Below are 23,814 nucleotides of genomic sequence, written 5' to 3' on the forward strand. Positions count from 1 at the left end.
TAAGGATTTTATTGTTATTGATCTTACCAGCGATAGTGAGCAAATGCTTTGTTAGCTTCTGCCATTTTGTGCGTATCTTCACGTTTCTTAACAGCTGCTCCAGTGTTGTTTGCAGCATCCATGATTTCGAAAGCTAAACGCTCTTCCATCGTTTTTTCTCCACGAAGGCGAGAGTAGTTTACTAACCAACGAAGACCTAGAGTTGATTTACGGTCTGGACGTACCTCAACTGGTACTTGGTAGTTAGCTCCACCCACACGGCGTGCTTTTACTTCTAATACAGGCATGATGTTTTTAAGTGCTTGATCAAACACTTCGATTGGCTCATTGCCAGTACGTTCTTTAATTAACTCAAATGCAGAGTAAAGTATTTTTTGTGATTTTCCTCTTTGTCCATCAACCATTAATTTGTTGATTAAGCGAGTCACAAGTTTAGATTTATAAATTGGATCTGGTAATACATCTCTTTTTGTTACGGGTCCTTTACGAGGCATTATATTTCCTCCTTTCTCGGATTATTTTTTTGCTGCTTTCGGACGCTTAGTACCGTATTTAGAACGGCTTTGCATACGATTGTTAACTCCTGCTGTATCAAGAGCACCACGTACGATATGGTAACGTACCCCTGGTAAATCCTTTACACGTCCACCGCGGATTAGTACCACGCTGTGTTCTTGTAAGTTGTGACCGATACCTGGGATATAAGCTGTTACCTCGATACCGTTAGTTAAACGTACACGCGCATATTTACGTAAAGCGGAGTTTGGTTTTTTCGGTGTCATAGTTCCCACACGAGTACAAACACCACGTTTTTGCGGAGATGATACGTTAGTTTGTGCTTTCTTAAAGCTGTTGTAGCCTTTGTTAAGTGCTGGAGAGTTAGATTTAACCTCTTTAGACTCGCGTCCTTTACGCACTAATTGATTAATAGTAGGCATTACATTTTTCCTCCCTTCGCAATTTCATGTCTAGTACCACACATCCAGGTGGTTCATAAATGGGTAAAAACAAAGTCCTTGCAAATAGTATTGCAAAAACATTTTTACTTTTTAATGGCAACAGTTGCTGCTCCGACATCAATACCACATGCTTTTCCAAGCATTTTCATCGAATCAACATATGTGATAGGAACATCCACTAGTTTAGCGGTCTCAACAACACGCCCAGTCAAGTATATATCTGCATCATCAGCGATGATAACTTCTTGAATTAAATTGTTCTTCAAAGCTCTAACTGTTTGTTTCGTTCCTATAACCACTGACTTTGCCTGTATTACTTTTTCATAAGACATGGTCCATATCCTCCAAAGTTACAGGGTAACATAGGAGCACCTTTGCTATAGTATCATTTTTAGTCAGATGCTGTCAACTTGTTTCAAAAAAATATTTAAGCAAAAGGTTTTCCAGTTAAATCATTCTATAGGTTTTTAAGTCTACCAAATTGGTTCTATCATAACTAGTTTTTTACTGATTACTCTTTATTAATAAAAAGAAACCAGCTCATTTAATCCGAACCTCAATCCCCCAATATCGTTAGGGGGATCAAGTTCTTCAGTATTTATATGAGCTGGGTCTAATTATCCTTTAGTCAACCGATACTGTCTCAGGATTCTCTACGACAACAGGGTTAGCTTTTCTGTAGCGAGGCATACCTGTTCCAGCTGGAACAAGTTTACCGATGATAACATTTTCTTTCAGTCCAAGCAATTCGTCGCGTTTTCCTTTAATTGCTGCATCAGTTAATACTCTAGTTGTTTCTTGGAATGATGCTGCAGACAAGAAGGAATCCGTTTCAAGTGATGCTTTTGTAATTCCTAGTAATACAGGACGACCTGTAGCAGGTAGCTTGCTGGTTAGCAATGCGTTTGTGTTTGCCACGGTGAACTGGTTAACATCCAATAGCGTACCTGGAAGAACTTCAGTTTCCCCTGCATCAAGAACACGAACTTTACGCATCATTTGTCTAACCATAACCTCGATATGTTTATCGCCGATTTCTACCCCTTGCATCCGGTATACTTTCTGTACTTCATGAAGTAGGTATTCCTGAACAGTAAGAACATCCGTAACTTTCAACAATTCTTTAGGATCGATAGAACCCTCTGTTAACTCCTCGCCTCGACGAACGAAAGTATCAACAGACACTCTTAAACGCGCTGTGTATGGCGCTGTATAAGTACGTGATTCAACCGCACCTTGGACCACGATTTCTTGTTGTTTATCGCGGATTTCATTGATTGAAACGATAGTTCCCTCAATTTCAGAAATAACTGCTTGACCTTTAGGGTTTCTCGCTTCAAATATTTCTTGGATACGAGGTAAACCTTGAGTAATATCGTCTCCGGCAACCCCACCTGTATGGAATGTACGCATTGTTAACTGAGTACCAGGTTCACCGATTGATTGGGCAGCAATGATACCAACTGCTTCTCCCACTTCAACTTCCTGACCGGTAGCCAAGTTACGTCCGTAACATTTCTTACATACACCATGACTGGTGTTACATGTAAAGGCAGAGCGAATCCATGCAGTTTCAATACCTAGAGATGCAATATAAGCTGCTAGATCCTCAGTGATAAGGTCATTTTCAGCCACAATTACTTCATCTGTTTCTGGATGTCTAATGGCTTTTCTTGCATATCGGCCAATTAAACGTTCTTCAAGATGCTCGATTATTTCTGTTCCCTCTCTCAAGGCAGAAATTTTCAAGCCGCGGTCTGTTCCACAGTCATCATCACGGATGATAACATCTTGGGCTACGTCTACTAGACGACGTGTAAGGTAACCAGAATCGGCAGTTTTAAGGGCTGTATCGGCAAGACCTTTACGAGCACCATGTGTAGAGATAAAGTACTCTAACACTGTTAAACCTTCACGGAAACTTGATTTGATCGGTAATTCGATGATACGTCCAGCCGGGTTGGCCATCAGTCCACGCATACCCGCAAGCTGCGTGAAGTTGGAAGCATTACCACGGGCACCGGAGTCACTCATCATGAAGATCGGATTGCGTCGGTCAAGAGATTTCATCAGTTTAGACTGAATAGTATCTTTTGCTGCGCTCCAGATCGAAATGACGCGATCATAACGCTCATCTTCGGTAATTAGACCACGTCTAAATTGTTTTAGGACGTTATCCACTTTTGTTTGAGCTTCCGTAATGATTTCTTGTTTTTCTTTTAATACAACAATATCAGCTACACCAACAGTGATACCTGCTTTTGTCGAATATTTGAATCCAAGATTTTTCATCCGGTCAAGCATTTTAGATGTTTCGGTGATTTTGAAACGTTTAAACACTTCCGCAATGATATTACCAAGAATTTTCTTCTTGAATGGATCAATAGCTGGTTGTGCTTTAATCAATTCAGGGATATTAGCGCCTTTTTCCACGAAATATTTCTCTGGAGTTTTAGTTTCCAAGTTATAACGTGTAGGTTCGTTAATATATGGGAATGATTTTGGCAAAATTTCATTAAAGACCAATTTACCAACGGTAGTGATTAGAAGCTGGCTGTTTTGTTCTTCCGTGAACGTTTCATTATTCAGTGATGATGCATGCACTGCGCAACGAGAATGTAAGTGAACATAACCATTTTGGTATGCAAGCAACGCTTCACTAGTATCTTTAAAGATCATACCTTCACCGATAGCGCCTTCTCTTTCTAATGTTAGGTAGTAGTTACCTAATACCATATCTTGAGAAGGAGTAACGACTGGTTTTCCATCTTTAGGATTCAAGATATTCTGGGCAGCAAGCATTAGCATACGTGCTTCAGCTTGAGCTTCAGAAGATAAAGGAACGTGGACGGCCATTTGGTCACCATCAAAGTCAGCGTTATATGCTGTACATACTAACGGATGCAAACGAATTGCACGGCCTTCAACCAATGTTGGCTCAAACGCTTGAATACCAAGTCTATGAAGAGTTGGTGCACGGTTAAGTAATACTGGATGCTCCCTAATGACTTCTTCAAGTACATCCCAAATCTCAGGAGATAGTCGTTCAATTTTTCGTTTTGCAGATTTGATGTTATGAGCTAATCCTCTTTGAACGAGTTCCTTCATAACGAATGGTTTGAATAATTCAATCGCCATCTCTTTCGGCAGACCACATTGGTACATTTTCAGGTTAGGACCAACTACGATTACAGAACGACCAGAGTAATCGACACGTTTACCAAGAAGGTTCTGACGGAAACGACCTTGTTTACCTTTTAACATGTGTGATAAAGATTTCAATGGGCGGTTACCCGGGCCAGTTACTGGGCGACCACGACGTCCATTATCGATTAAAGCGTCAACGGCTTCTTGAAGCATACGCTTTTCATTTTGGACGATAATGCTTGGAGCGCCAAGATCAAGCAATCTTTTCAAACGATTGTTACGGTTAATAACACGACGATATAGATCATTTAAGTCAGATGTCGCAAAACGACCGCCATCTAATTGAACCATTGGACGAAGTTCTGGTGGTATAACTGGAAGCACATCAAGAATCATCCATGAAGGCTCGTTACCAGAATTACGGAAGGCTTCTAATACTTCCAAGCGTTTGATTGCACGAGTTCTACGTTGTCCTTGAGCTGTCTTAAGCTCTTCTTTCAACGTTTCTACTTCTTTTTCCGTATCAATGTCTTGTAAAAGTTTTTTAATAGCTTCCGCACCCATTGCAGCTTGGAACTTCTTACCGTATTTTTCACGGTATGTACGATATTCTTTTTCAGAAAGAAGTTGTTTCTTTTCTAAAGTTGTATCGCCAGTTTCAGTTACCACATAAGATGCGAAGTAAATAACTTCTTCTAATGCCCGTGGAGACATATCCAGGACAAGACCCATACGACTCGGAATTCCTTTGAAATACCAAATATGTGAAACTGGTGCTGCCAGCTCAATATGACCCATTCGTTCACGACGGACTTTAGCACGCGTGACTTCAACCCCACAACGGTCACAAACTACGCCTTTATAACGAACACGTTTATATTTACCACAGTGACATTCCCAGTCCTTTTGAGGTCCGAAAATTCTCTCACAGAATAAACCGTCTTTTTCTGGTTTTAACGTACGATAGTTGATTGTTTCTGGTTTTTTAACTTCCCCATGAGACCAAGAACGAATCTTGTCTGGTGAAGCAAGACCAATTTTCATATACTCAAAATTATTAACATCTAACAAGGGGCCTACCTCCCTTTTAATCTCCAGGTTTTACCCTGATTGCCTTCATTCATTCGGGCAATCTAAACCGGATGATGGGTGATTGAATCAATAAGACTCCGACAAGGCAGCAGGATCTTTAAAGAAAAACCTTGCTGCCAGTCAGAGCTGATAATATATAGATTTATTTATTTAAATTATTTACTCTTTTGATGGTGCTCCTGCTTCAGTAGCAACCATATCTTTTGTTTCTGCATCTAGGCTTAATTTGTCTGACTGATTAGGGTCTTCTTCATCTTCTAAATCACGCATTTCAATTTCGCGGTCTTCAGCATTCATGATTTTAACATCTAATCCTAAGCTTTGAAGTTCCTTAATCAATACTTTGAATGACTCAGGGACACCAGGCTCAGGGACATTTTCGCCTTTGACAATCGCTTCGTATGTTTTCACACGGCCCACGACATCATCTGATTTAACGGTAAGGATTTCTTGTAATGTATAAGCAGCTCCATATGCTTCAAGTGCCCATACTTCCATCTCACCAAAACGTTGTCCACCGAATTGCGCTTTACCACCAAGTGGTTGTTGCGTAACAAGGGAGTAAGGTCCAGTTGAACGAGCATGAAGTTTATCATCAACCATATGTGCAAGTTTAATCATGTACATGACACCAACAGACACACGGTTATCGAATGCTTCACCTGAACGGCCATCGTAAAGTACCGTTTTTGCATCACGTGACATGCCAGCTTCTTCGATCGTACTCCAAACGTCTTCCTCAGTAGCTCCATCAAATACCGGTGATGCTACGTGAATGCCTAGTGCACGGGCTGCCATACCTAAGTGAAGCTCAAGTACCTGACCGATATTCATACGGGAAGGTACACCCAGTGGGTTTAACATGATGTCAACCGGTGTTCCATCAGGCATGTAAGGCATATCTTCTTCAGGAAGGATCCTTGAGATTACACCTTTGTTACCATGACGTCCGGCCATTTTATCGCCTTCATGTATTTTACGTTTTTGAACGATATATACACGTGCAAGTTGATTTACACCAGGTGGTAGCTCGTCGCCATCTTCTCTGTTAAACACTTTAACATCGAGGACGATTCCGCCGCCGCCGTGGGGAACACGCAATGATGTATCCCGTACTTCGCGCGCTTTTTCACCAAAGATTGCATGTAAGAGACGTTCTTCCGCCGTTAGTTCCGTTACCCCTTTAGGAGTTACTTTACCTACTAGAAGGTCACCGTCTTTTACTTCAGCACCGACACGGATTATTCCACGCTCATCAAGGTTGCGAAGCGCATCTTCTCCGACGTTCGGAATATCACGAGTGATTTCTTCAGGTCCCAATTTCGTATCGCGAGACTCAGATTCATATTCTTCAATATGGATGGAAGTGTACACATCATCTTTAACTAGACGTTCACTCATGATGATGGCATCTTCATAGTTGTATCCATCCCAAGTCATGAAGGCAACTAATACATTTCGTCCAAGTGCTAATTCACCTTTTTCCATTGAAGGACCATCGGCAAGAATTTCACCTTTGACAACATTGTCACCAACACTAACGATAGGACGTTGGTTATAACACGTTCCTTGGTTAGAACGAATGAATTTTAATAAACGGTATTTATCAAGGTTTCCTTTTACTTGTTGACCGTCAACCTCACTTACCCGGCGTACCCATACTTCACGTGATTCCACGTGTTCGACGATACCAGGGTGTTTACAGATGACAGCTGCCCCAGAGTCTTTCGCTGAAACATATTCCATACCTGTTCCAACTCTTGGTGCCTCTGGTTGTAATAAAGGTACTGCTTGACGTTGCATGTTCGCTCCCATTAGGGCACGGTTGGAGTCATCATTTTCCAAGAAAGGAATACATGCTGTCGCTGCAGATACGACTTGTTTAGGCGATACGTCCATATAATCTACGCGGTCACGCGGAACAACGGTATTTTCACCGCGGAAACGTGCAACAACCATATCATCAAGGAATGTTCCATCATCGGATAGACGAACATTCGCTTGGGCAACTACGTAGTTATCTTCTTCATCAGCCGTTAAGTAATCGATTTTGCTCGTAATTTTCCCTGTCTCATGGTCAACACGTCGGTATGGTGTTTCAATGAATCCATAAGGGTTAACCTTTGCAAAACTTGATAGGGAGTTAATCAATCCAATATTCGGTCCCTCAGGCGTTTCAATCGGACACATACGGCCATAGTGGGAGTAATGAACGTCACGTACTTCGAAACCAGCACGCTCACGAGTCAAACCACCAGGTCCCAATGCAGATAGACGACGTTTATGCGTCAATTCGGCCAATGGGTTCGTTTGGTCCATAAATTGTGAAAGCTGTGAGCTACCAAAGAATTCTTTAATGGATGCTATAACAGGACGAATGTTAATCAATTGCTGTGGAGTGATCGTATTCGTGTCTTGAATAGACATTCTTTCACGCACGACACGCTCCATACGAGATAAACCAATTCTGAATTGGTTTTGCAGCAATTCACCAACGGAACGCAGACGACGATTTCCTAGATGGTCAATATCATCTGTAATTCCCACGCCATGAAGCAAGTTAAAGAAATAGCTAATAGAAGAGATGATATCAGCTGGAGTAATGTTTTTAACCTGATCGGTTACATACGCATTACCAATGATATTGATCACTTTTTCGCCTTCAGCGTCATTTGGAGCAAAGACTTTGATTGGTTGAAGAAGGGTTTCTTCTTCGACTACGCCACCAGACGGGTGGAACGTTTTAAAACCGATTCCTGCTTCAAGATGAGGCAGAATTTTATCAAGTGTCCTTCTATCAAGCAAAGTACCCTTTTCGACAATGATTTCCCCTGTTTCAGGATCGATTAAAGTCTCGGCGATCTTTTGTCCGAATAGACGATTCTTGATATGCAGTTTTTTGTTGATTTTATAACGACCTACGTTAGCTAGATCATAACGTTTTGGATCGAAAAAGCGGGATACTAGTAGACTTTTCGCGTTATCGACTGTAGGTGGTTCACCCGGGCGAAGACGTTCATAGATTTCTAGCAATGCTTTTTCTACACTCTCCGTGTTGTCTTTTTCAAGAGTGTTGCGAAGATACTCATTATCACCGATTAAATCAATGATCTCTTGATCAGTTCCAAAGCCCAATGCACGCATCAATACCGTGATAGGTAATTTCCTAGTGCGGTCGATTCGAACATAAACTACATCCTTGGCATCTGTCTCATATTCGAGCCATGCACCACGGTTAGGAATAACGGTCGCAGAGAAGCCTAACTTACCGTTCTTATCCATTTTCCCATTATAGTAAACACTCGGTGAGCGTACTAATTGGGATACGATTACACGTTCAGCACCATTGATGACAAACGTGCCCGTTTCAGTCATAAGTGGGAAGTCACCCATGAATACATCTTGGTCTTTTACTTCCCCTGTTTCTTTGTTAACAAGACGCACTTTCACACGAAGTGGTGCAGAATACGTAACATCGCGTTCTTTTGTTTCTTCAACAGAATACTTCGGTTCAGCAAGGCTGTAATCGATGAATTCTAATGACAAATTACCTGTAAAATCCTCAATAGGAGAAATGTCCTGGAACATTTCTTTTAAACCTACATCTAAAAACCATTGATAAGAAGCCGTTTGAATTTCAATCAGATTCGGAAGATCCAAAACCTCACTGATTCTTGCATAACTTCTACGTTGGCGGTGTCGTCCATACTGAACAAGTTGACCTGTCAACTGATTCACCCCTTAAATCAAGCGTTATAAGGATCTATTTGCCACGGAAAAAAGCAATCTAATCCATAGACAAAAAGAAAATGGTTTTTATTTTAAAAACCACTATTTCTCATAAAACGAACTATTATTTATATATTTTTCCCATATTATCCATTGGTTATACACCAATGGTATAAAAATTGCATAGTAACGGAATTATATATATGCATTTTATAATACTAACATAGCGAAAATTTAGAGTCAAACTTTTTTGGATAATAGTATGTAGTAGCCTTTTTTCTTTACAGCCACTTCGACATTACCAAATAACAGCTCTAGTTTATCCATGGCGGAAGGAGCGCCTTGCTTTTTTTGAATGACAACCCATAGTTCTCCACCAGTCACCAAACTTCGATAACTTTCTTCTAGAATTTCGTGGACTACACTTTTACCTGCGCGAATGGGAGGGTTCGTAAGAATTGCAGCGAATTGTTTAGATCCTACCTTTTCAAAACGGTCGCTTTCGTACACTTTAACATTAGCGATTCCGTTTGTAGCGGCATTTTCCTTCGATAATTCAACTGCCCGGCTATTTATATCTATCATTTCTACCGTTCTTTCGGGATAAGCCGCAGCAATTGATATTCCAATGGGGCCATAACCGCAACCAACATCAAGAATATTCCCTTTTACAGCTTTATTAAGATTGAAGGATTCTATCAAAAGACGAGAACCAAAATCAACTTCTTTTTTTGAAAAAACACCATTATCACTTTTAAAGTGGAATGTGCGTCCTTTTAATACAAAATCCCAAAATTTAGGATTGCTTTCGACATCCGGTTTTTGTGAGTAGTAATGCTCTGTCAGAGTCATCTCCCCCTATCAGAAAGGAATATTGAAGATTTAACGAGAGAAGAGATATGAAGAATGGATACTTACCTGTCATAAAGTTTGTACATCTTTACTAAATCGTCTACCATTTTTCTTTAAAAATGAAGAGAAAAAAGCTCGCCAGTGATAGCGAGCTTTTTGTTTATGCAAGATTACTTAACTTCAACGCCAGCTCCAACTTCTTCAAGTTTAGCTTTAAGTTCTTCAGCTTCCTCTTTAGAAACGCCTTCTTTGATTGCTTTTGGAGTGTTATCAACAACTTCTTTCGCTTCTTTAAGTCCAAGACCAGTTGCTTCACGAACAGCTTTGATAACTTTGATTTTTGAATCTCCAGCAGATGTAAGAACTACATCAAACTCAGTTTTTTCTTCAGCAGCAGCGCCACCAGCAGCAGCTACAGCTACAGGTGCAGCAGCAGTTACGCCAAATTCTTCTTCGATTGCTTTTACAAGGTCGTTTAATTCTAAAACAGTCATGTTTTTAACTGCTTCAATGATTTGATCTTTAGTCATTGTTATTTCCTCCTCGAAATGGTTGGTTTTTTTTTGAATCAATAGGCAAGATAAGCGGTTAGCTTACGCGCCTTGTTCTTCTTTTTGTTCTGCAACTGCTTTTGTAGCAAGAGCAAGACCGCGCATAGGTGCTTGTAGCACACTTAGCAACATTGAAAGTAGGCCTTCGCGTGAAGGTAGTTCTGCAAGAGCTTTAATGTCTTCAGCAGATGCTACGTTTCCTTCGATAACTCCAGCTTTGATTTCTAACGCTTCATGTTTTTTCGCAAAATCGTTAAGGATTTTAGCTGGCGCAATAACATCTTCATTTGAGAATGCAATTGCGTTTGGTCCTGTTAAAGATTCGTTTAAAGAGCTAAGTTCAGCACTTTCAGCAGCACGACGAGTTAAAGAGTTTTTGTAAACCTTGAACTCAACGCCAGCATCACGAAGTTGCTTACGAAGTTCTGTTAATTCAGCAACAGTCAATCCACGGTAGTCAACAACAACTGTGGATTTGCTAGCTGTTAATTTACCAGTAATCTCAGCAACGATAGTTTGCTTTTGTTCAATAATTGCGTTCATCCTTACACCTCCTGTAGATTTGCTTGAAAACATTTATACCGTTTCAAAGAAAAAGCCTTCATCTCTAATACAGACATGAAGGCAGTAATTTCAAAGGTCATAGTCAACGACTATTTTTATCGAATTACCTCGGCAGGGAATTAAGCTCTTGTGGAGCACCTACTGTCTTCGGTACAAATGATATTCATTTATCACAACAAAACATATTATAACAACAATAGTTTTGGAATGTCAAATTATTTATTGAAAGAAGAAGAATCAACTTTCACACCAGGGCCCATTGTAGTCGTTACAGAAATATTCTTCATGTAAGTTCCTTTAGCAGCCGCAGGTTTAACTTTCATTAATGTATCAAAGATAGTAGTGAAGTTTTCCACTAGTTTAGCATCTTCGAAAGATACTTTACCGATTGGAGCATGGACGTTACCAGCTTTATCTACGCGGTATTCAACTTTACCTGCTTTGATCTCATTAACAGCTTTTGTTACATCAAATGTAACTGTGCCAGTTTTAGGGTTTGGCATTAAGCCTTTAGGTCCTAATACGCGACCAAGTTTACCAACTTCACCCATCATGTCAGGAGTCGCAACGATTACGTCGAATTCGAACCATCCTTGTTGGATTTTGTTGATGTAGTCAGATTCGCCAACGAAGTCAGCACCAGCAGCTTCAGCTTCTTTTGCTTTTTCGCCTTTTGCGAATACTAATACGCGTTGAGTTTTACCAGTTCCGTTCGGAAGCACAACTGCTCCACGAATTTGTTGGTCAGCTTTCTTAGGGTCTACACCCAAACGGAAAGCAACTTCAACAGTCGCATCGAATTTTGTGAAGTTTGCTTTTTTAACAACTTCAATCGCTTCAGTTACAGCGTATGCTTTTGAAACTTCAACAAGCTTAGCTGCTTCAAGATACTTTTTACCTTTTTTAGCCATGATATAAATCCTCCTAAATTGTGGTTTTAACGGAATTACCTCCCACGAATAAAGGTTGCGAGTATCAATCGCAACCCCGTAGAAACAAATAACAATTACATGGATTAGTCTTCGATGACAATACCCATGCTGCGAGCAGTACCTTCAACCATACGCATTGCAGCTTCAACGTTTGCAGCGTTTAGGTCAGGCATTTTAGTTTCAGCAATCTCGCGCACTTGATCACGCTTGACTGTAGCAACTTTTTTACGGTTAGGTTCACCAGAACCAGACTCGATACCTGCTGCTTTCTTAAGTAGTACTGCAGCGGGTGGAGTTTTTGTAATGAATGTAAATGAACGGTCTTCAAATACCGTGATTTCAACAGGAATAATTAGACCAGCTTGGTCTGCTGTACGAGCGTTGAACTCCTTACAGAATCCCATGATGTTTACACCAGCTTGACCTAATGCAGGACCAACCGGCGGTGCAGGATTCGCTTTACCAGCAGGAATTTGCAATTTAACCATTTTAATTACTTTTTTAGCCACGAGACACACCTCCTTATAAGTCCGTGATGTGGTAATAGGGATATACCCTCCCACTCATCTTGAATTCTTTATATGTTAATAAAGAATACTTGTATCGTTGAGGCCTAAAAATTTGAAACATACTGACCTTTGAAATTTTACCACTTCCAAAAGGCTTTTTCAAGTTTTTTTCCGTTTATAATTTTTCCACTTGATTAAAGTCTAGTTCTACCGGCGTATCGCGGCCGAACATATTAACAAGAACTCGGACTTTTCCTTTATCTGTATCAAGTTCTTCGATAGGCCCAGCAAATGTTGCAAATGGTCCTTCTTTCACTTGAACAGTGTCGCCGACTTCAAAGTCGATGTCAAATTTACTTTCGTCAACACCCATGCGTTTAAGGACAACTTCTATTTCTTCATCAAGCAGTGCTGTCGGTTTAGATCCCGCTCCTGATGAACCTACGAAACCTGTTACACCAGGTGTATTGCGGACTACATACCAAGAATCATCGGTCATGATAATTTCTACCAGTACATATCCTGGGAAAACCTTTTTCTTCGTTACTTTCGTTTTGCCATCTTTGACTTCGGTTTCTTCTTCTTCAGGAACTACTACGCGGAAGATTCTATCTTCCATCCCCATTGTTTCAACACGCTTCTCCAGATTGGCCTTTACCTTGTTTTCATAACCTGAATAGGTGTGAACTACATACCAATTCTTTTCCATTTTTTAGGACTGTGACGTCCTTCCCTCCCTGCAATCAATCATTTTCTTTATGAAACTTTATTTTCTAACGATCTAGCCAAAATTAACATCCTGCACTATCCCGACTTGTCTAAAGAATAACAGCAATGCTAGAGTTTGAACTTTTTCTTAAAAAAGACAAATTAAAAAACCCGTTTCCGGGCTTTTCTGCTGACACATATTATTCTATCACTATTATACCTTATTTTCGAATCTCTTATTCAATAACTAAGCGAATTAATTCGGAAATGCCCATATCGACCACTAAAAAGAATAAAGCCATAAACAACACAGTCGTCACTACAACGATTGTATATTTGGTTAATTCTTTACGTTTTGGCCAGCTTACTTTACGCATTTCACGAGTGACTCCGCTGAAAAATTCGGTTAAGCGTTTCATGAATGTATCCTCCAAGCATTAGACTGCTTCTGTCAATCTATTTATAAAACGGTTATTTTGTTTCCCTATGATTCGTATGTGAATTACAGGTGCTGCAAAATTTCTTTAATTCTAGTCGTTCAGCGTTGTTTGACTTATTGCTTTCATAATTATAATTTCTTGAACCACAATCGGTGCAAGCTAGTGTGATTTTCTTTTGCAATTGATACACCTATCCTATCTACTATTTCCATAAAACCTTATCACGGCTGGCTTTTATTGTCAATAACAAGGTGAGGCCACCTAAGTCCATGTCAACTCTATCAGCCTATGTCTACCATAAGTGAATGCATCATCCAAGTGGAGTTAGTGTCAGATGAAATAAAGCGGAAAAGGCGGAGGGACTATAAACTGATCTCCCTTACTTCCAGATAACGCTCGAGCTTTCTTTTCACCCTCTGGAGGGCATTATCGATTGACTTCACATGACGATTCAACTCTTCTGAGATTTCCTGATAGGTTTGCCCATCTAAATAAAGGGCTAATACCTTTCTTTCCAAATCGCTCAGCAGCTCGGCCATTTTCAATTCGATATCGTCAAACTCTTCTTTATTGATAATCAGTTCTTCTGGGTCTAATACCTTCGTACCCGATATAATATCCATGAGAGTACGGTCGGACTCCTCATCATAAATGGGCTTGTCCAGGGAAACATAGGAATTGAGCGGAATATGCTTTTGACGTGTTGCTGTTTTAATAGCGGTAATGATCTGTCTCGTAATACATAATTCGGCAAATGCTTTAAAAGAAGAAAGCTTATCGCCTTTAAAATCACGGACAGCCTTATACAAACCAATCATGCCTTCTTGAACGATGTCTTCCTTATCTGCACCTATTAAAAAATATGTCCTTGCCTTCGCTCTTACAAAATTACGATACTTTTGAATCAGATAATCCAGTGCTTCACTGTCTCCAGTGTGTACTAACTCAATTAATTCTTCATCATCGAACTGCAGATACTTTTCGTTCAGTTTCATACCGAAATTGAGACCCAAATTATATCCCCCTGACCTGACTCAGATAGAAATATTATACAGCAGGTAAAAAATACCCGTCAATGGTTCAAATTTTCCCCCGACGCCATTTTTCGAATATTTCCGCTACTTCTTCACTTAAAGGAATTTTAGCCGTAGGTTTTACCGCCGCTGTTTTTTGGACATCTTTTTTTATTTCTCCCTGAATTTCCTCCATATCCATTAGCAGTTCACGGGCAGATTTCCTTAGGGCCCCTTGGCCAAAGATGACCCATTGCTCCGTAAAGTCTGAAGTAGCCACTTGAATCTGCGTCTTGATATTATTCAGTTCAATCGCCATCTTTTCTATTCTCTCATCGGCTGTTTCATTTTCTTTCGTGAAAATTACGTCGACTTTATGATTCTTGAAAATACGGGCTATTCCCTGGACATATTGGGCATCGAATACGACAATGACCCGGGACCCAGTAAACGCCTGATATTCCGCCATCATTTCTATCAGTCTGTCTCTTGCTGCAGCAAGGTCTCTTTCTTTCAATTCTCTCAGTTCCGGCCAGGCTCCAATAATGTTGTAACCGTCCACTAACAGAATATTCATCTCATTATTGCCCTAGAGGGTTTCTTTTTCTGTAGACCTCATACATCAATAAACCTGCTGCCACCGATGCATTTAATGATGTTACTTTCCCGGCCATAGGAAGACGAATTAGAAAATCACATTTTTCTTTCATTAACCGTGCCATTCCCTTGCCTTCACTTCCAATAACAAGGCCAATAGGCATATTCCCATCCATGTTCCGGTAATCATCGCTACCTTTCGCATCGGTACCCACAATCCAGACACCGCGTTCTTTTAACTCTTCGACTGCTCTTGCCAAATTCGTGACCCGTGCAACCGGAATATACTCAATGGCCCCTGTCGATGCTTTCGCAACCGTTGCCGTTAAACCAACTGCTCTACGCTTTGGAATGATGATTCCGTGAGCTCCGACCGCATCCGCTGTTCTCATGATTGACCCTAGATTATGTGGATCTTCTACTTCATCCAGAATCATGAAGAAGGGAGCCTCATCCCGTTCAGCCGCTTTGGCAAATAAATCGTCCAACTCTACATAATCGTAAGCTGCGACTTGCGCTACGACTCCTTGATGGATACCTTCTACCATTTGGTCTATTTTTTTCTTAGGTACGATTTGTACGAATACCTTTTTTTCTTTTGCAAGTCCGATTAGCGGAAGCATGGACCCTTTCTGTGAGCCCTCTGATATCCAAATTTTATTAATATCCCGTTCGGAGCGAAGTGCTTCCAAGACGGGGTTTCTTCCAATGATAAATTCTTCACTCATGGGTTATTTCCCCTTTTCTTCTTCAATGAATTGAATTGATTTTTCAACAAGGTCTTCCATTCTTTCTATTCGGCCGGATAAATACAGAAAGCCCATAAGCGCCTCAAAGGCAGTGCTATACCGATACGTTTGCACATCTGTATTCTTCGGAACCGACCCGGACTTCGCATTACGACCTCTACGGACGACAGCGGTCTCTTCTTCTGATAACCAACCTGACTCTAGAAAAAAGTGAATGATTTTGCTCTGCGCTTTAGCCGATACAAAAGATGTCGCTTTTTTATGAAGCAGATTAGGCTTAACTGCCCCGTTTTGAATAAGGTGATGCCGTATGTAGGTTTCGTATACGGCATCTCCCATATAGGCTAGAGCAAGACTATTTAACATTTTTTCGTCTACCTTATTATCATATTGAAGCATCTGTTACCCTCTTTTCCATCTTGTACCTTGAGGGGTATCCTCTAATATAATGTTCATGCTCTTTAGACGATCACGAATCTCATCAGACAACCCAAAGTTACGGTCTTTCCTAGCTTGAATCCTTTGTTGAATTAAACTCTCGATTTCCTCGTCCAGTAATCCCTCTTCCTCTTCAAGGGAAAAGCCCAGTACGGAGAGTAGATTTTGGAATTTACCAAGAAAAGCTTTAATGACTTCCTGGTTAGTATTCTTCTCCATCAAGTAATAATTCGCTTGCTTAGACAGTTCAAAAAGAATGGATATCGCGTTCGCCGTATTGAAATCATCATCCATTTCCTTAATGAATTGTTCGTGCAGTTCATCGATTTTCTGCAACCATACCTCATTATTTTCTGTTAACCCATCGCTTACTTGAAGGCGATGTTTCAGGTTTTGATAGGATGTTTTCAAGCGATCGAGAGCAGCCGTTACATTTTCAAGCACTTCTTCACTATAATTGATTGGATGACGATAATGTACGGATAACATGAAGAAACGCAATACTTGTGGGTCATACTTCTGTATGATGTCATGAACAAGAATAAAATTGCCTAATGACTTCGACATTTTTTCATTATCAATATTGATGTATCCATTGTGCATCCAATAATTCGCAAAGGATTTTCCCGTTAACGCCTCGGATTGTGCAATTTCATTTTCATGATGGGGAAAAGCTAAATCCTGACCGCCTGCATGGATATCAATCGTATCACCAAGGTACTTCTTAACCATCGCTGAGCATTCTATATGCCAGCCAGGGCGCCCCATCCCCCATGGGCTTTCCCAAGAAATTTCGCCAGCCTTCGCCGCTTTCCAGAGGGCAAAGTCAAGTGCATCCTGCTTCTTCTCGCCGACTTCAATACGAGCTCCGACCCGCAGTTCATCAATGGATTGATGAGACAACTTCCCATACCCATCGAATTTACGAGTGCGAAAATACACATCCCCTTCAGATTCATACGCATAGCCTTTTTCAATCAACGTCGAAATGAATTCAATGATTGTATCCATGTTTTCCATTACGGTTGGATGTTCATCCGCTTTTTTGCAACCTAGAGCAGAAACATCTTCAAAATACGCTTGAATAAAACGCTCTGAGATGGTTGGGACATCCTCCCCTAGTTCTTTGGCAGCTCGAATTAGCTTATCATCAACATCCGTGAAATTCGAAACGAAATGCACATCGTATCCTCTATACTCCAAGTATCTTCTCACGGTATCGAATACGATTGCTGGCCTAGCATTCCCAATATGAATGTAGTTATAGACTGTAGGCCCGCATACATACATTTTCACTTTTCCTTCTTCCATCGGTACGAAGGTTTCCTTCTGTCTAGTCGCTGTGTTATATATTTTTATCGCCATTTTTATAAACTCCTTTCTTGCTGCTTCCATTTTGCTAACTCTGTTTTCAAAGCATGAATTTCCCTATCCATTTCCTTTAGACGGTCAGCAATTGGATCAGGAAGATCTGAATGATTAAAATCTTTCTTGATTTTTATGCCATCTTGAATGACGACTTTTCCAGGAATGCCAACCACCGTTGAATTAGCGGGCACTTCCTTTAAAACGACCGAGCCTGCACCAATTTTGGAATTTTCACCGACGGTAATCGAGCCAAGCACTTTGGCTCCCGTGGCAATCAATACGTTATCTTTTATCGTAGGATGACGTTTGCCTTTTTCCTTTCCCGTTCCTCCAAGTGTCACTCCTTGGAAGACAGAGACATTGTCACCAATCTCGCATGTCTCACCAATGACAATCCCCATCCCATGATCGATGAAGAAACGACGACCTATTGTAGCCCCGGGGTGAATCTCAACCCCGGTAAAAAACCGACTGATTTGTGATACACTTCTGGCCAGGAAAAAGAACTTTTTCTTGTATAGTACATGAGCCATCCGATGACTCCATATTGCATGCAACCCTGCATACGTTAAAATAACTTCTAAATAGCTACGCGCTGCAGGATCCTGTTCAAAAACCACTTCGATATCCTCTTTAAACATCTTTAACATGATGATTCCCCCCTATGCTATATCCTTTTAGTCATCCCTTATTTTAAAGCATATAAAAAAGCGCCTCTGTCCAAATAGACAGAGACGCTTTGAAGCGCGGTTCCACTCTGTTTGGAATGAATAGCAGGACCAAAGGCCAACTTGTTCCATTCCCAACTTTTATCCTGTAACGGAGGACATTCCGCCTATGCCTACTAGAGGTTAGTTCAGCAAAGGACTCAAGGGTGCATTTCGGAAAACGAGAGGCTTGAACCATTTTCAGCAGGTTATGGTTCTCTCTAATAAGCTTCGTTTACTTACTTCTCCCTATCTACGCGTTCTTTTGTAAGATTATTAATTACTATATTACATTTTTGTCTAATTGTTAATATTAAATACTTAGAATGCGTTGTTTAATTTTTTCTTTGCCCAGTAGGGAAATCGCTTTTGGTAGGTCAGGACCATGAGTTTGACCAGTCACCGCCGCACGGATTGGCATGAATAACTTTTTACCCTTATGTCCTGTGCTTTTTTGTACCGCTTTGATCGATTTCTTGATTTCGTCGGCTTTAAATTCCTCAAGCCCTTCTATTTCTTTAAGGAAGGCTTCCATGACTTCAGGTACTTGTTCCTCCGCTAGGACTTCTTTCGCTTCAGGCTCATATTCAAGATCATCTTTGAAGAATAGTTCGGAAAGTTCAACGATTTCCGCCCCATAACTCATCTGTTCTTGATAAAGAGAAACTAGACCACGCACCCACTCTTCTTCTTCCGGAGAACGTGTTTCAGAAATCTTGCCGGCCTTCACTAGGTGAGGGATGGACAATTGCACTGCACGTTCCTCATCCAATTGCTTCACATACTGATTATTCATCCAAGTGAGTTTTTGCTTATCGAATAGGGCCGGTGATTTGGATAGACGGTCCGCTTCGAAAAGTTTAATGAACTCTTCCTTAGGGAAGATCTCTTCCTCGCCGCCTGGTGACCATCCAAGTAAAGCAATGAAGTTGAATAAAGCTTCAGGCAAGTAACCCAACTCTTCATATTGTTCGATGAATTGGATAATTGATTCATCACGCTTACTTAATTTTTTCCGGCTTTCATTGACGATCAACGTCATGTGTCCGAACACAGGAGGCTCCCACCCGAATGCTTCATAAATCATTAATTGCTTAGGTGTATTAGAAATATGGTCATCACCGCGAAGTACATGCGAAATCTTCATTAGGTGGTCATCGACCGCTACCGCAAAGTTATACGTCGGGATTCCATCTTTTTTGATAATGACAAAATCGCCAAAGCCATCCGTCTCAAATGAAACATCATCCTTAACCATATCTTTGAAAGTAAGGACTCTGCCCGAAGGAACGGCGAATCGAATACTCGGTTTTCTGCCTTCAGCCTCTAGTTTTGCTTGATCTTCCGCTGTTAAATGACGACACTTACCGGAATACTTGGGTGTTTCGTTCCTTTCAACCTGTCCTTCACGTTCTGCTTCAAGCTCTTCTTCCGTACAATAGCATTTATAAGCCAACCCTTTGTCAAGAAGCTCTTGGTACAACCCTTGATAAATGTCGTTCCGCTCTGATTGACGATACGGTGCGAACTCCCCGCCAATATCAACGCCTTCATCCCAATCCATTCCAAGCCATTTTAAATACTTCAGTTGGCTTTCTTCTCCGCCCTCTATATTTCTTTTTTTGTCAGTATCTTCAATGCGGATTATGAATTTTCCACCATTATGACGTGCATACAGATAATTAAATAAAGCAGTCCTCGCATTTCCTATATGTAAATGTCCAGTCGGACTTGGTGCATAGCGAACTCGAATATCGCTGTTCATGATATATATAGACCTCCCAGTCTCTCTTTTCTTCGTTTTATTTTACCATTTAACCTCAAGGGAATAAAGGTTTCCACCTAAACGACAATCAGTTAGTTTTAACCAACAAGACAACAGCCTGTGCTGCGATTCCCTCGCTTCTGCCCGTGAATCCAAGTTTCTCGGTCGTAGTCGCCTTCACATTGATTTGATCCACTGAAGCATCTAAAAGCTCTGCTATCCTTACACGCATTTCTTCAATATACGGCGCCATTTTAGGGCTTTGGGCAATAATTGTACAGTCTGCATTACCCAACTCATAACCTTCTTTTTTGACGATTGCCCAAATATACTGCAATAACTTAGCGGAATCAGCATCCTTAAATTCCGGATCGGTATCCGGAAAATGCTTGCCGATATCACCTGCACCAATTGCACCCAAACAAGCATCTGCAACCGTATGTAGCAATACATCAGCATCTGAATGCCCAAGTAACCCTTTCTCATGCGGGATTGTTATCCCTCCAATTATTAAAGGCCTACCTTCAACTAGCTGATGTACGTCATATCCTTGGCCAATTCGAAACATCTCATTCTCCCCTATCTTCACTTTTCAAGTTGTTGTTTATGTAAAATCGCGTCCGCAAAATATAAATCTTCCTGAGTCGTAATCTTAATATTATCATAATTGCCTTCAATAATGACTACCTGTTCATCGATCCGTTCTAGCAAGCTTGAATCATCCGTACCTAAATACGACTCCGCTTCCGCTTTTTCATGGGCGTTAATTAATATGGATGCACGAAAAGCTTGTGGTGTCTGTACCGCCCACAAGCTTGATCGTTCCACTGTTTCCGTGACTGACCTGTCATTTGCTTTTTTAATCGTATCCTTTACGGGGACTGCAATGATGGCTCCACCATGGAGACTGGCTGCGGACGTTAATTCACTAATTTGCTCTTGGGCGATAAAAGGACGTGCCCCGTCATGGACTAGAATTATCTCTTCCCTCACATACTTCAATGCATTATGGACGCTCTGTTGACGTTCCTTACCACCTTCAACGAGTTTCTTGACCTTCTTAAATCCGAAGGAAGCCACCATTTCCTTGAAGTAATCCTCTTCTGTTGGGTTTATCGAAAGGAAAATACCCCGGCAGTTTGGATCCTCTTCAAAGACACGAAGGGTGTAGACAATGATCGGGGTACCCGATAGTTCAATAAAAAGCTTGTTCTTGCCGGCCTTCATTCTCTTTCCTTGTCCGGCTGCAGGTATCACTACTTCATAAAACATAACGGTTTCTCCTACTCTTCTTTATAATGCTTTTTCTAATAGTTTAGGTTTAGCAAAGATCATCCGACCCGCTGATGTTTGAAGAACGCTTGTCACAAGGACATCAATACGTTTTCCAATATAATCGCGTCCGCCTTCGACAACGATCATCGTCCCATCATCCAAATAGGCAACACCTTGATTTTGCTCTTTCCCATCCTTAATCACCTGTACATTCATTTCTTCCCCGGGTAGTACGACGGGTTTTACGGCGTTCGCTAAGTCATTTATATTGAGGACCGCTACATTTTGGAACTCGCATACTTTATTTAAATTGAAATCATTAGTGACCACCATGCCACCTGAAATCTTGGCAAGCTTCACTAATTTACTATCGACTTCCTGGATGTCTTCGAAATCCCCTTCGTACATCTCCACTTTAATCGGAAGGTCTCTTTGAATCCTATTCAGGATATCCAAGCCCCTTCGACCCCGGTTTCTTTTCAAGGCATCAGAGGAATCCGCAATGTGTTGAAGCTCATTTAATACAAACTGAGGTATCACGATGGTTCCTTCGAGGAAGCCGGTCTGACAAATATCCGCAATTCTCCCATCAATGATAACGCTTGTATCGAGGATCTTCAACCGTTTGCTGTAGCCTTCCTCATCCTCTTCGGCCATTTCCCCGTCAGAGGCTTTTTTCTTATTGTTTTTGGAGAAAAGATTCAGCAGTTCATCACGCTTTTTAAAACCGACCTGAAACCCTAGGTATCCAAATAAAAGCGTAAGAATAATAGGCACGACTGTATTTAAAATGGGGACTCGAATTGCACTGAAGGCCGACCCTACTAAAAACGCCGCAAGCAGACCAACTAAAAGGCCCACACTTCCAAAAATTATATCGGTAATTGGAAACTTAACCAGTTGTTCTTCTAACCACTTCATAAAATAGACCACATGATCTACTGCCCAAAAAGTAATAAGATAAAAGATAATAGCACCCAACAGTACACTAACATAAGGATTGTTTAATAAAGCAATATCATCTGCATGGACAACACTTAATAATTCAGGAATAAGTAGCATACCAAGTGTCCCACCAATTATTAAGAAACATGCCTGTATAATGCGTTTTAACATTCCCTTTCACCTCCCTCTTCTCATTATTGACCAATACAAAAAAAATGAAACCATTGAAAATTCGTTTTCACTATATATCAAGAAATTCCCTGAAGGACTCCTGTGATGTATCCATATTGTCCCTTCTCTTTTTCGTAATTTTAGCCTAGCATCCTGGGTTTTGGGTGTCAAAAATAAACACTATTCAATTTCAAGCTAAAATAGGAAAATTTAGAAAGTGGGATCACTTTACATCCTTCGATTAGTGACAAGTTGATTTTTTAATATCCGAAGACCCTCTCTAATTTTATTCGCGCGAACTTCCCCAATTCCTTCCACTTCATCAAGTTGCTCAACCGTCGCCTTATTGATTTCTTTAAAGCAATCAAATTGTTTCACTAGATTATCGATGATCAGACCTGGTAATCGGGGGATTTTATGAAGGATTCGGTACCCCCTGGCATGGACAGGGGCATCTACATGAATATGACCCTGGTACCCCAGTATCTTCAGCAGGATGCTCTCATCTAGCTTTTCCTGCATGGCAAGTTCCTGAAGGCGAAGAATGGTTTCCTCCGGATTATCTTCCTTATTGGACGAGTAATCTTTGATAAGCCATTTTCCTTCTGTTTCGATATCTGCTAATATCTCATTCATCTGCAGGCGAATCAGCCTACCTTCTGTACCCAGTTCATTGAGGTATGTCAGTAACTCCGCTTTGATTCGAAGAACCATCACGTACCGGTGGAACACTTGCAAAAGATCCTCGTACGTTACTATTTCCTCGAATTCGAGGGCTCCCAATACCGAAATGCTCTGCTGTAGCACGACCTTATACTTTTCCAGGGTCTGGATGGCCAGATTGGCTTTCGCGAGGATGACTCCTATATCTTTAAGGGCATATCGAAAATTCCCCTGGTATAGGGTGATAACAGTCCTCCGCTGAGAAATGGCAATCACTAATGATTTCGTCTCCCTCGCTACCCTTTCCGCTGTTCGATGCCTCATTCCGGTCTCTGTAGATGGCGCACTATTATCCGGGACCAATTGTGCATTGGCAAAAATGATTTTGTCGGCCTTCTCGTTCAAAATGATGGCTCCATCCATTTTTGCCAACTCATATAATGTACTTGGGGTACAGGCACAGTTAATTTGGAAACCACCATCCACAATCGCTCGTACCTTTTCGTTGTACCCCACAACAATCAATCCACCCGTATTCGCCCTTAATACATTTTCAATTCCTTCTCGAAGAGGTGTGCCTGGGGCCACAATTTGCAAAATCTCCAACTTTGTTTTCTCATACCCTTTTTTCTCTGTCATC

Annotated in this window: 24 protein-coding genes and 2 other annotated features; all 24 genes read right to left on the reverse strand. The window is 41.0% G+C overall.

Going from position 1 to position 23,814, the window contains the following annotated elements; translation table 11 throughout:
* Positions 1–23: 23 nt before the first annotated feature.
* A complete protein-coding gene (gene rpsG, locus ACQKIC_RS19030) occupies positions 24–494 on the reverse strand; it encodes a 30S ribosomal protein S7 (protein WP_402875716.1) in 471 nt (156 codons plus the stop codon).
* A 21-nt stretch (positions 495–515) separates the two neighbouring features.
* Positions 516–938 (reverse strand): 30S ribosomal protein S12, encoded by a 423-nt coding sequence (rpsL, locus tag ACQKIC_RS19035; protein ID WP_402875717.1) that lies wholly within the window; start codon positions 936–938, stop codon positions 516–518.
* A gap of 104 nt (positions 939–1,042) precedes the next feature.
* Positions 1,043–1,291, reverse strand: coding sequence for a 50S ribosomal protein L7ae-like protein (locus ACQKIC_RS19040; RefSeq protein WP_402875719.1), 249 nt, complete (start codon positions 1,289–1,291; stop codon positions 1,043–1,045).
* A gap of 292 nt (positions 1,292–1,583) precedes the next feature.
* Positions 1,584–5,177 carry a DNA-directed RNA polymerase subunit beta' gene (gene rpoC / locus ACQKIC_RS19045; RefSeq protein WP_402875721.1) on the reverse strand — a complete coding sequence of 1,198 codons (3,594 nt, stop codon included), beginning with the start codon at positions 5,175–5,177 and terminating at the stop codon, positions 1,584–1,586.
* Positions 5,178–5,357: 180 nt separating this feature from the next.
* Positions 5,358–8,927, reverse strand: coding sequence for a DNA-directed RNA polymerase subunit beta (gene rpoB / locus ACQKIC_RS19050; RefSeq protein WP_402875722.1), 3,570 nt, complete (start codon positions 8,925–8,927; stop codon positions 5,358–5,360).
* 240 nt (positions 8,928–9,167) lie between these two features.
* Positions 9,168–9,773 (reverse strand): class I SAM-dependent methyltransferase, encoded by a 606-nt coding sequence (locus tag ACQKIC_RS19055; protein WP_402875762.1) that lies wholly within the window; start codon positions 9,771–9,773, stop codon positions 9,168–9,170.
* Between the two features lie 176 nt (positions 9,774–9,949).
* On the reverse strand, positions 9,950–10,309 hold the full coding sequence (gene rplL / locus ACQKIC_RS19060) for a 50S ribosomal protein L7/L12 (RefSeq protein ID WP_402875724.1): 360 nt from the start codon (positions 10,307–10,309) through the stop codon (positions 9,950–9,952).
* 63 nt (positions 10,310–10,372) lie between these two features.
* The gene (rplJ, locus tag ACQKIC_RS19065) at positions 10,373–10,873 is read right to left on the reverse strand and encodes a 50S ribosomal protein L10 (protein ID WP_402875726.1); all 501 of its coding nucleotides are present in this window, start codon (positions 10,871–10,873) and stop codon (positions 10,373–10,375) included.
* Between the two features lie 39 nt (positions 10,874–10,912).
* Positions 10,913–11,063: a sequence feature (ribosomal protein L10 leader region), on the reverse strand.
* A 46-nt stretch (positions 11,064–11,109) separates the two neighbouring features.
* Complete coding sequence (gene rplA / locus ACQKIC_RS19070; RefSeq protein ID WP_402875727.1) at positions 11,110–11,805, reverse strand: 50S ribosomal protein L1; 696 nt, start codon at positions 11,803–11,805, stop codon at positions 11,110–11,112.
* Between the two features lie 104 nt (positions 11,806–11,909).
* Entirely contained in the window at positions 11,910–12,335 is a 426-nt protein-coding gene (gene rplK, locus ACQKIC_RS19075; protein ID WP_402875728.1) for a 50S ribosomal protein L11, read from the reverse strand.
* Between the two features lie 175 nt (positions 12,336–12,510).
* Entirely contained in the window at positions 12,511–13,044 is a 534-nt protein-coding gene (gene nusG / locus ACQKIC_RS19080) for a transcription termination/antitermination protein NusG (RefSeq protein ID WP_402875730.1), read from the reverse strand.
* A 235-nt stretch (positions 13,045–13,279) separates the two neighbouring features.
* Positions 13,280–13,462, reverse strand: a complete 183-nt coding sequence (gene secE, locus ACQKIC_RS19085; protein WP_402875732.1) for a preprotein translocase subunit SecE — start codon at positions 13,460–13,462, stop codon at positions 13,280–13,282.
* 52 nt (positions 13,463–13,514) lie between these two features.
* A complete protein-coding gene (gene rpmG / locus ACQKIC_RS19090; protein ID WP_402875733.1) occupies positions 13,515–13,664 on the reverse strand; it encodes a 50S ribosomal protein L33 in 150 nt (49 codons plus the stop codon).
* 181 nt (positions 13,665–13,845) lie between these two features.
* Positions 13,846–14,478, reverse strand: a complete 633-nt coding sequence (gene sigH, locus ACQKIC_RS19095; RefSeq protein WP_402875764.1) for an RNA polymerase sporulation sigma factor SigH — start codon at positions 14,476–14,478, stop codon at positions 13,846–13,848.
* An 85-nt stretch (positions 14,479–14,563) separates the two neighbouring features.
* Positions 14,564–15,073 (reverse strand): NYN domain-containing protein, encoded by a 510-nt coding sequence (locus tag ACQKIC_RS19100; RefSeq protein ID WP_402875735.1) that lies wholly within the window; start codon positions 15,071–15,073, stop codon positions 14,564–14,566.
* Positions 15,074–15,077: 4 nt separating this feature from the next.
* A complete protein-coding gene (gene rlmB, locus ACQKIC_RS19105) occupies positions 15,078–15,821 on the reverse strand; it encodes a 23S rRNA (guanosine(2251)-2'-O)-methyltransferase RlmB (RefSeq protein ID WP_402875738.1) in 744 nt (247 codons plus the stop codon).
* 3 nt (positions 15,822–15,824) lie between these two features.
* Complete coding sequence (locus ACQKIC_RS19110) at positions 15,825–16,241, reverse strand: Mini-ribonuclease 3 (RefSeq protein ID WP_402875740.1); 417 nt, start codon at positions 16,239–16,241, stop codon at positions 15,825–15,827.
* Positions 16,242–16,244: 3 nt separating this feature from the next.
* The gene (gene cysS, locus ACQKIC_RS19115; RefSeq protein ID WP_402991656.1) at positions 16,245–17,645 is read right to left on the reverse strand and encodes a cysteine--tRNA ligase; all 1,401 of its coding nucleotides are present in this window, start codon (positions 17,643–17,645) and stop codon (positions 16,245–16,247) included.
* A 2-nt stretch (positions 17,646–17,647) separates the two neighbouring features.
* Entirely contained in the window at positions 17,648–18,298 is a 651-nt protein-coding gene (gene cysE, locus ACQKIC_RS19120; protein WP_427592151.1) for a serine O-acetyltransferase, read from the reverse strand.
* A gap of 77 nt (positions 18,299–18,375) precedes the next feature.
* Positions 18,376–18,620: a binding site (T-box leader), on the reverse strand.
* 48 nt (positions 18,621–18,668) lie between these two features.
* The gene (gene gltX, locus ACQKIC_RS19125) at positions 18,669–20,120 is read right to left on the reverse strand and encodes a glutamate--tRNA ligase (RefSeq protein ID WP_402875745.1); all 1,452 of its coding nucleotides are present in this window, start codon (positions 20,118–20,120) and stop codon (positions 18,669–18,671) included.
* Between the two features lie 88 nt (positions 20,121–20,208).
* Complete coding sequence (gene ispF / locus ACQKIC_RS19130) at positions 20,209–20,688, reverse strand: 2-C-methyl-D-erythritol 2,4-cyclodiphosphate synthase (RefSeq protein ID WP_402875747.1); 480 nt, start codon at positions 20,686–20,688, stop codon at positions 20,209–20,211.
* 17 nt (positions 20,689–20,705) lie between these two features.
* Complete coding sequence (gene ispD, locus ACQKIC_RS19135) at positions 20,706–21,392, reverse strand: 2-C-methyl-D-erythritol 4-phosphate cytidylyltransferase (RefSeq protein ID WP_402875748.1); 687 nt, start codon at positions 21,390–21,392, stop codon at positions 20,706–20,708.
* Between the two features lie 21 nt (positions 21,393–21,413).
* Positions 21,414–22,511 (reverse strand): PIN/TRAM domain-containing protein, encoded by a 1,098-nt coding sequence (locus ACQKIC_RS19140; RefSeq protein ID WP_402959583.1) that lies wholly within the window; start codon positions 22,509–22,511, stop codon positions 21,414–21,416.
* A 228-nt stretch (positions 22,512–22,739) separates the two neighbouring features.
* Complete coding sequence (gene disA / locus ACQKIC_RS19145; protein ID WP_402875752.1) at positions 22,740–23,813, reverse strand: DNA integrity scanning diadenylate cyclase DisA; 1,074 nt, start codon at positions 23,811–23,813, stop codon at positions 22,740–22,742.
* Position 23,814: the final 1 nt, after the last annotated feature.

This window comes from Peribacillus sp. NPDC046944 (assembly GCF_050272735.1).
Classification (GTDB): Bacteria; Bacillota; Bacilli; order Bacillales; family DSM-1321; genus Peribacillus.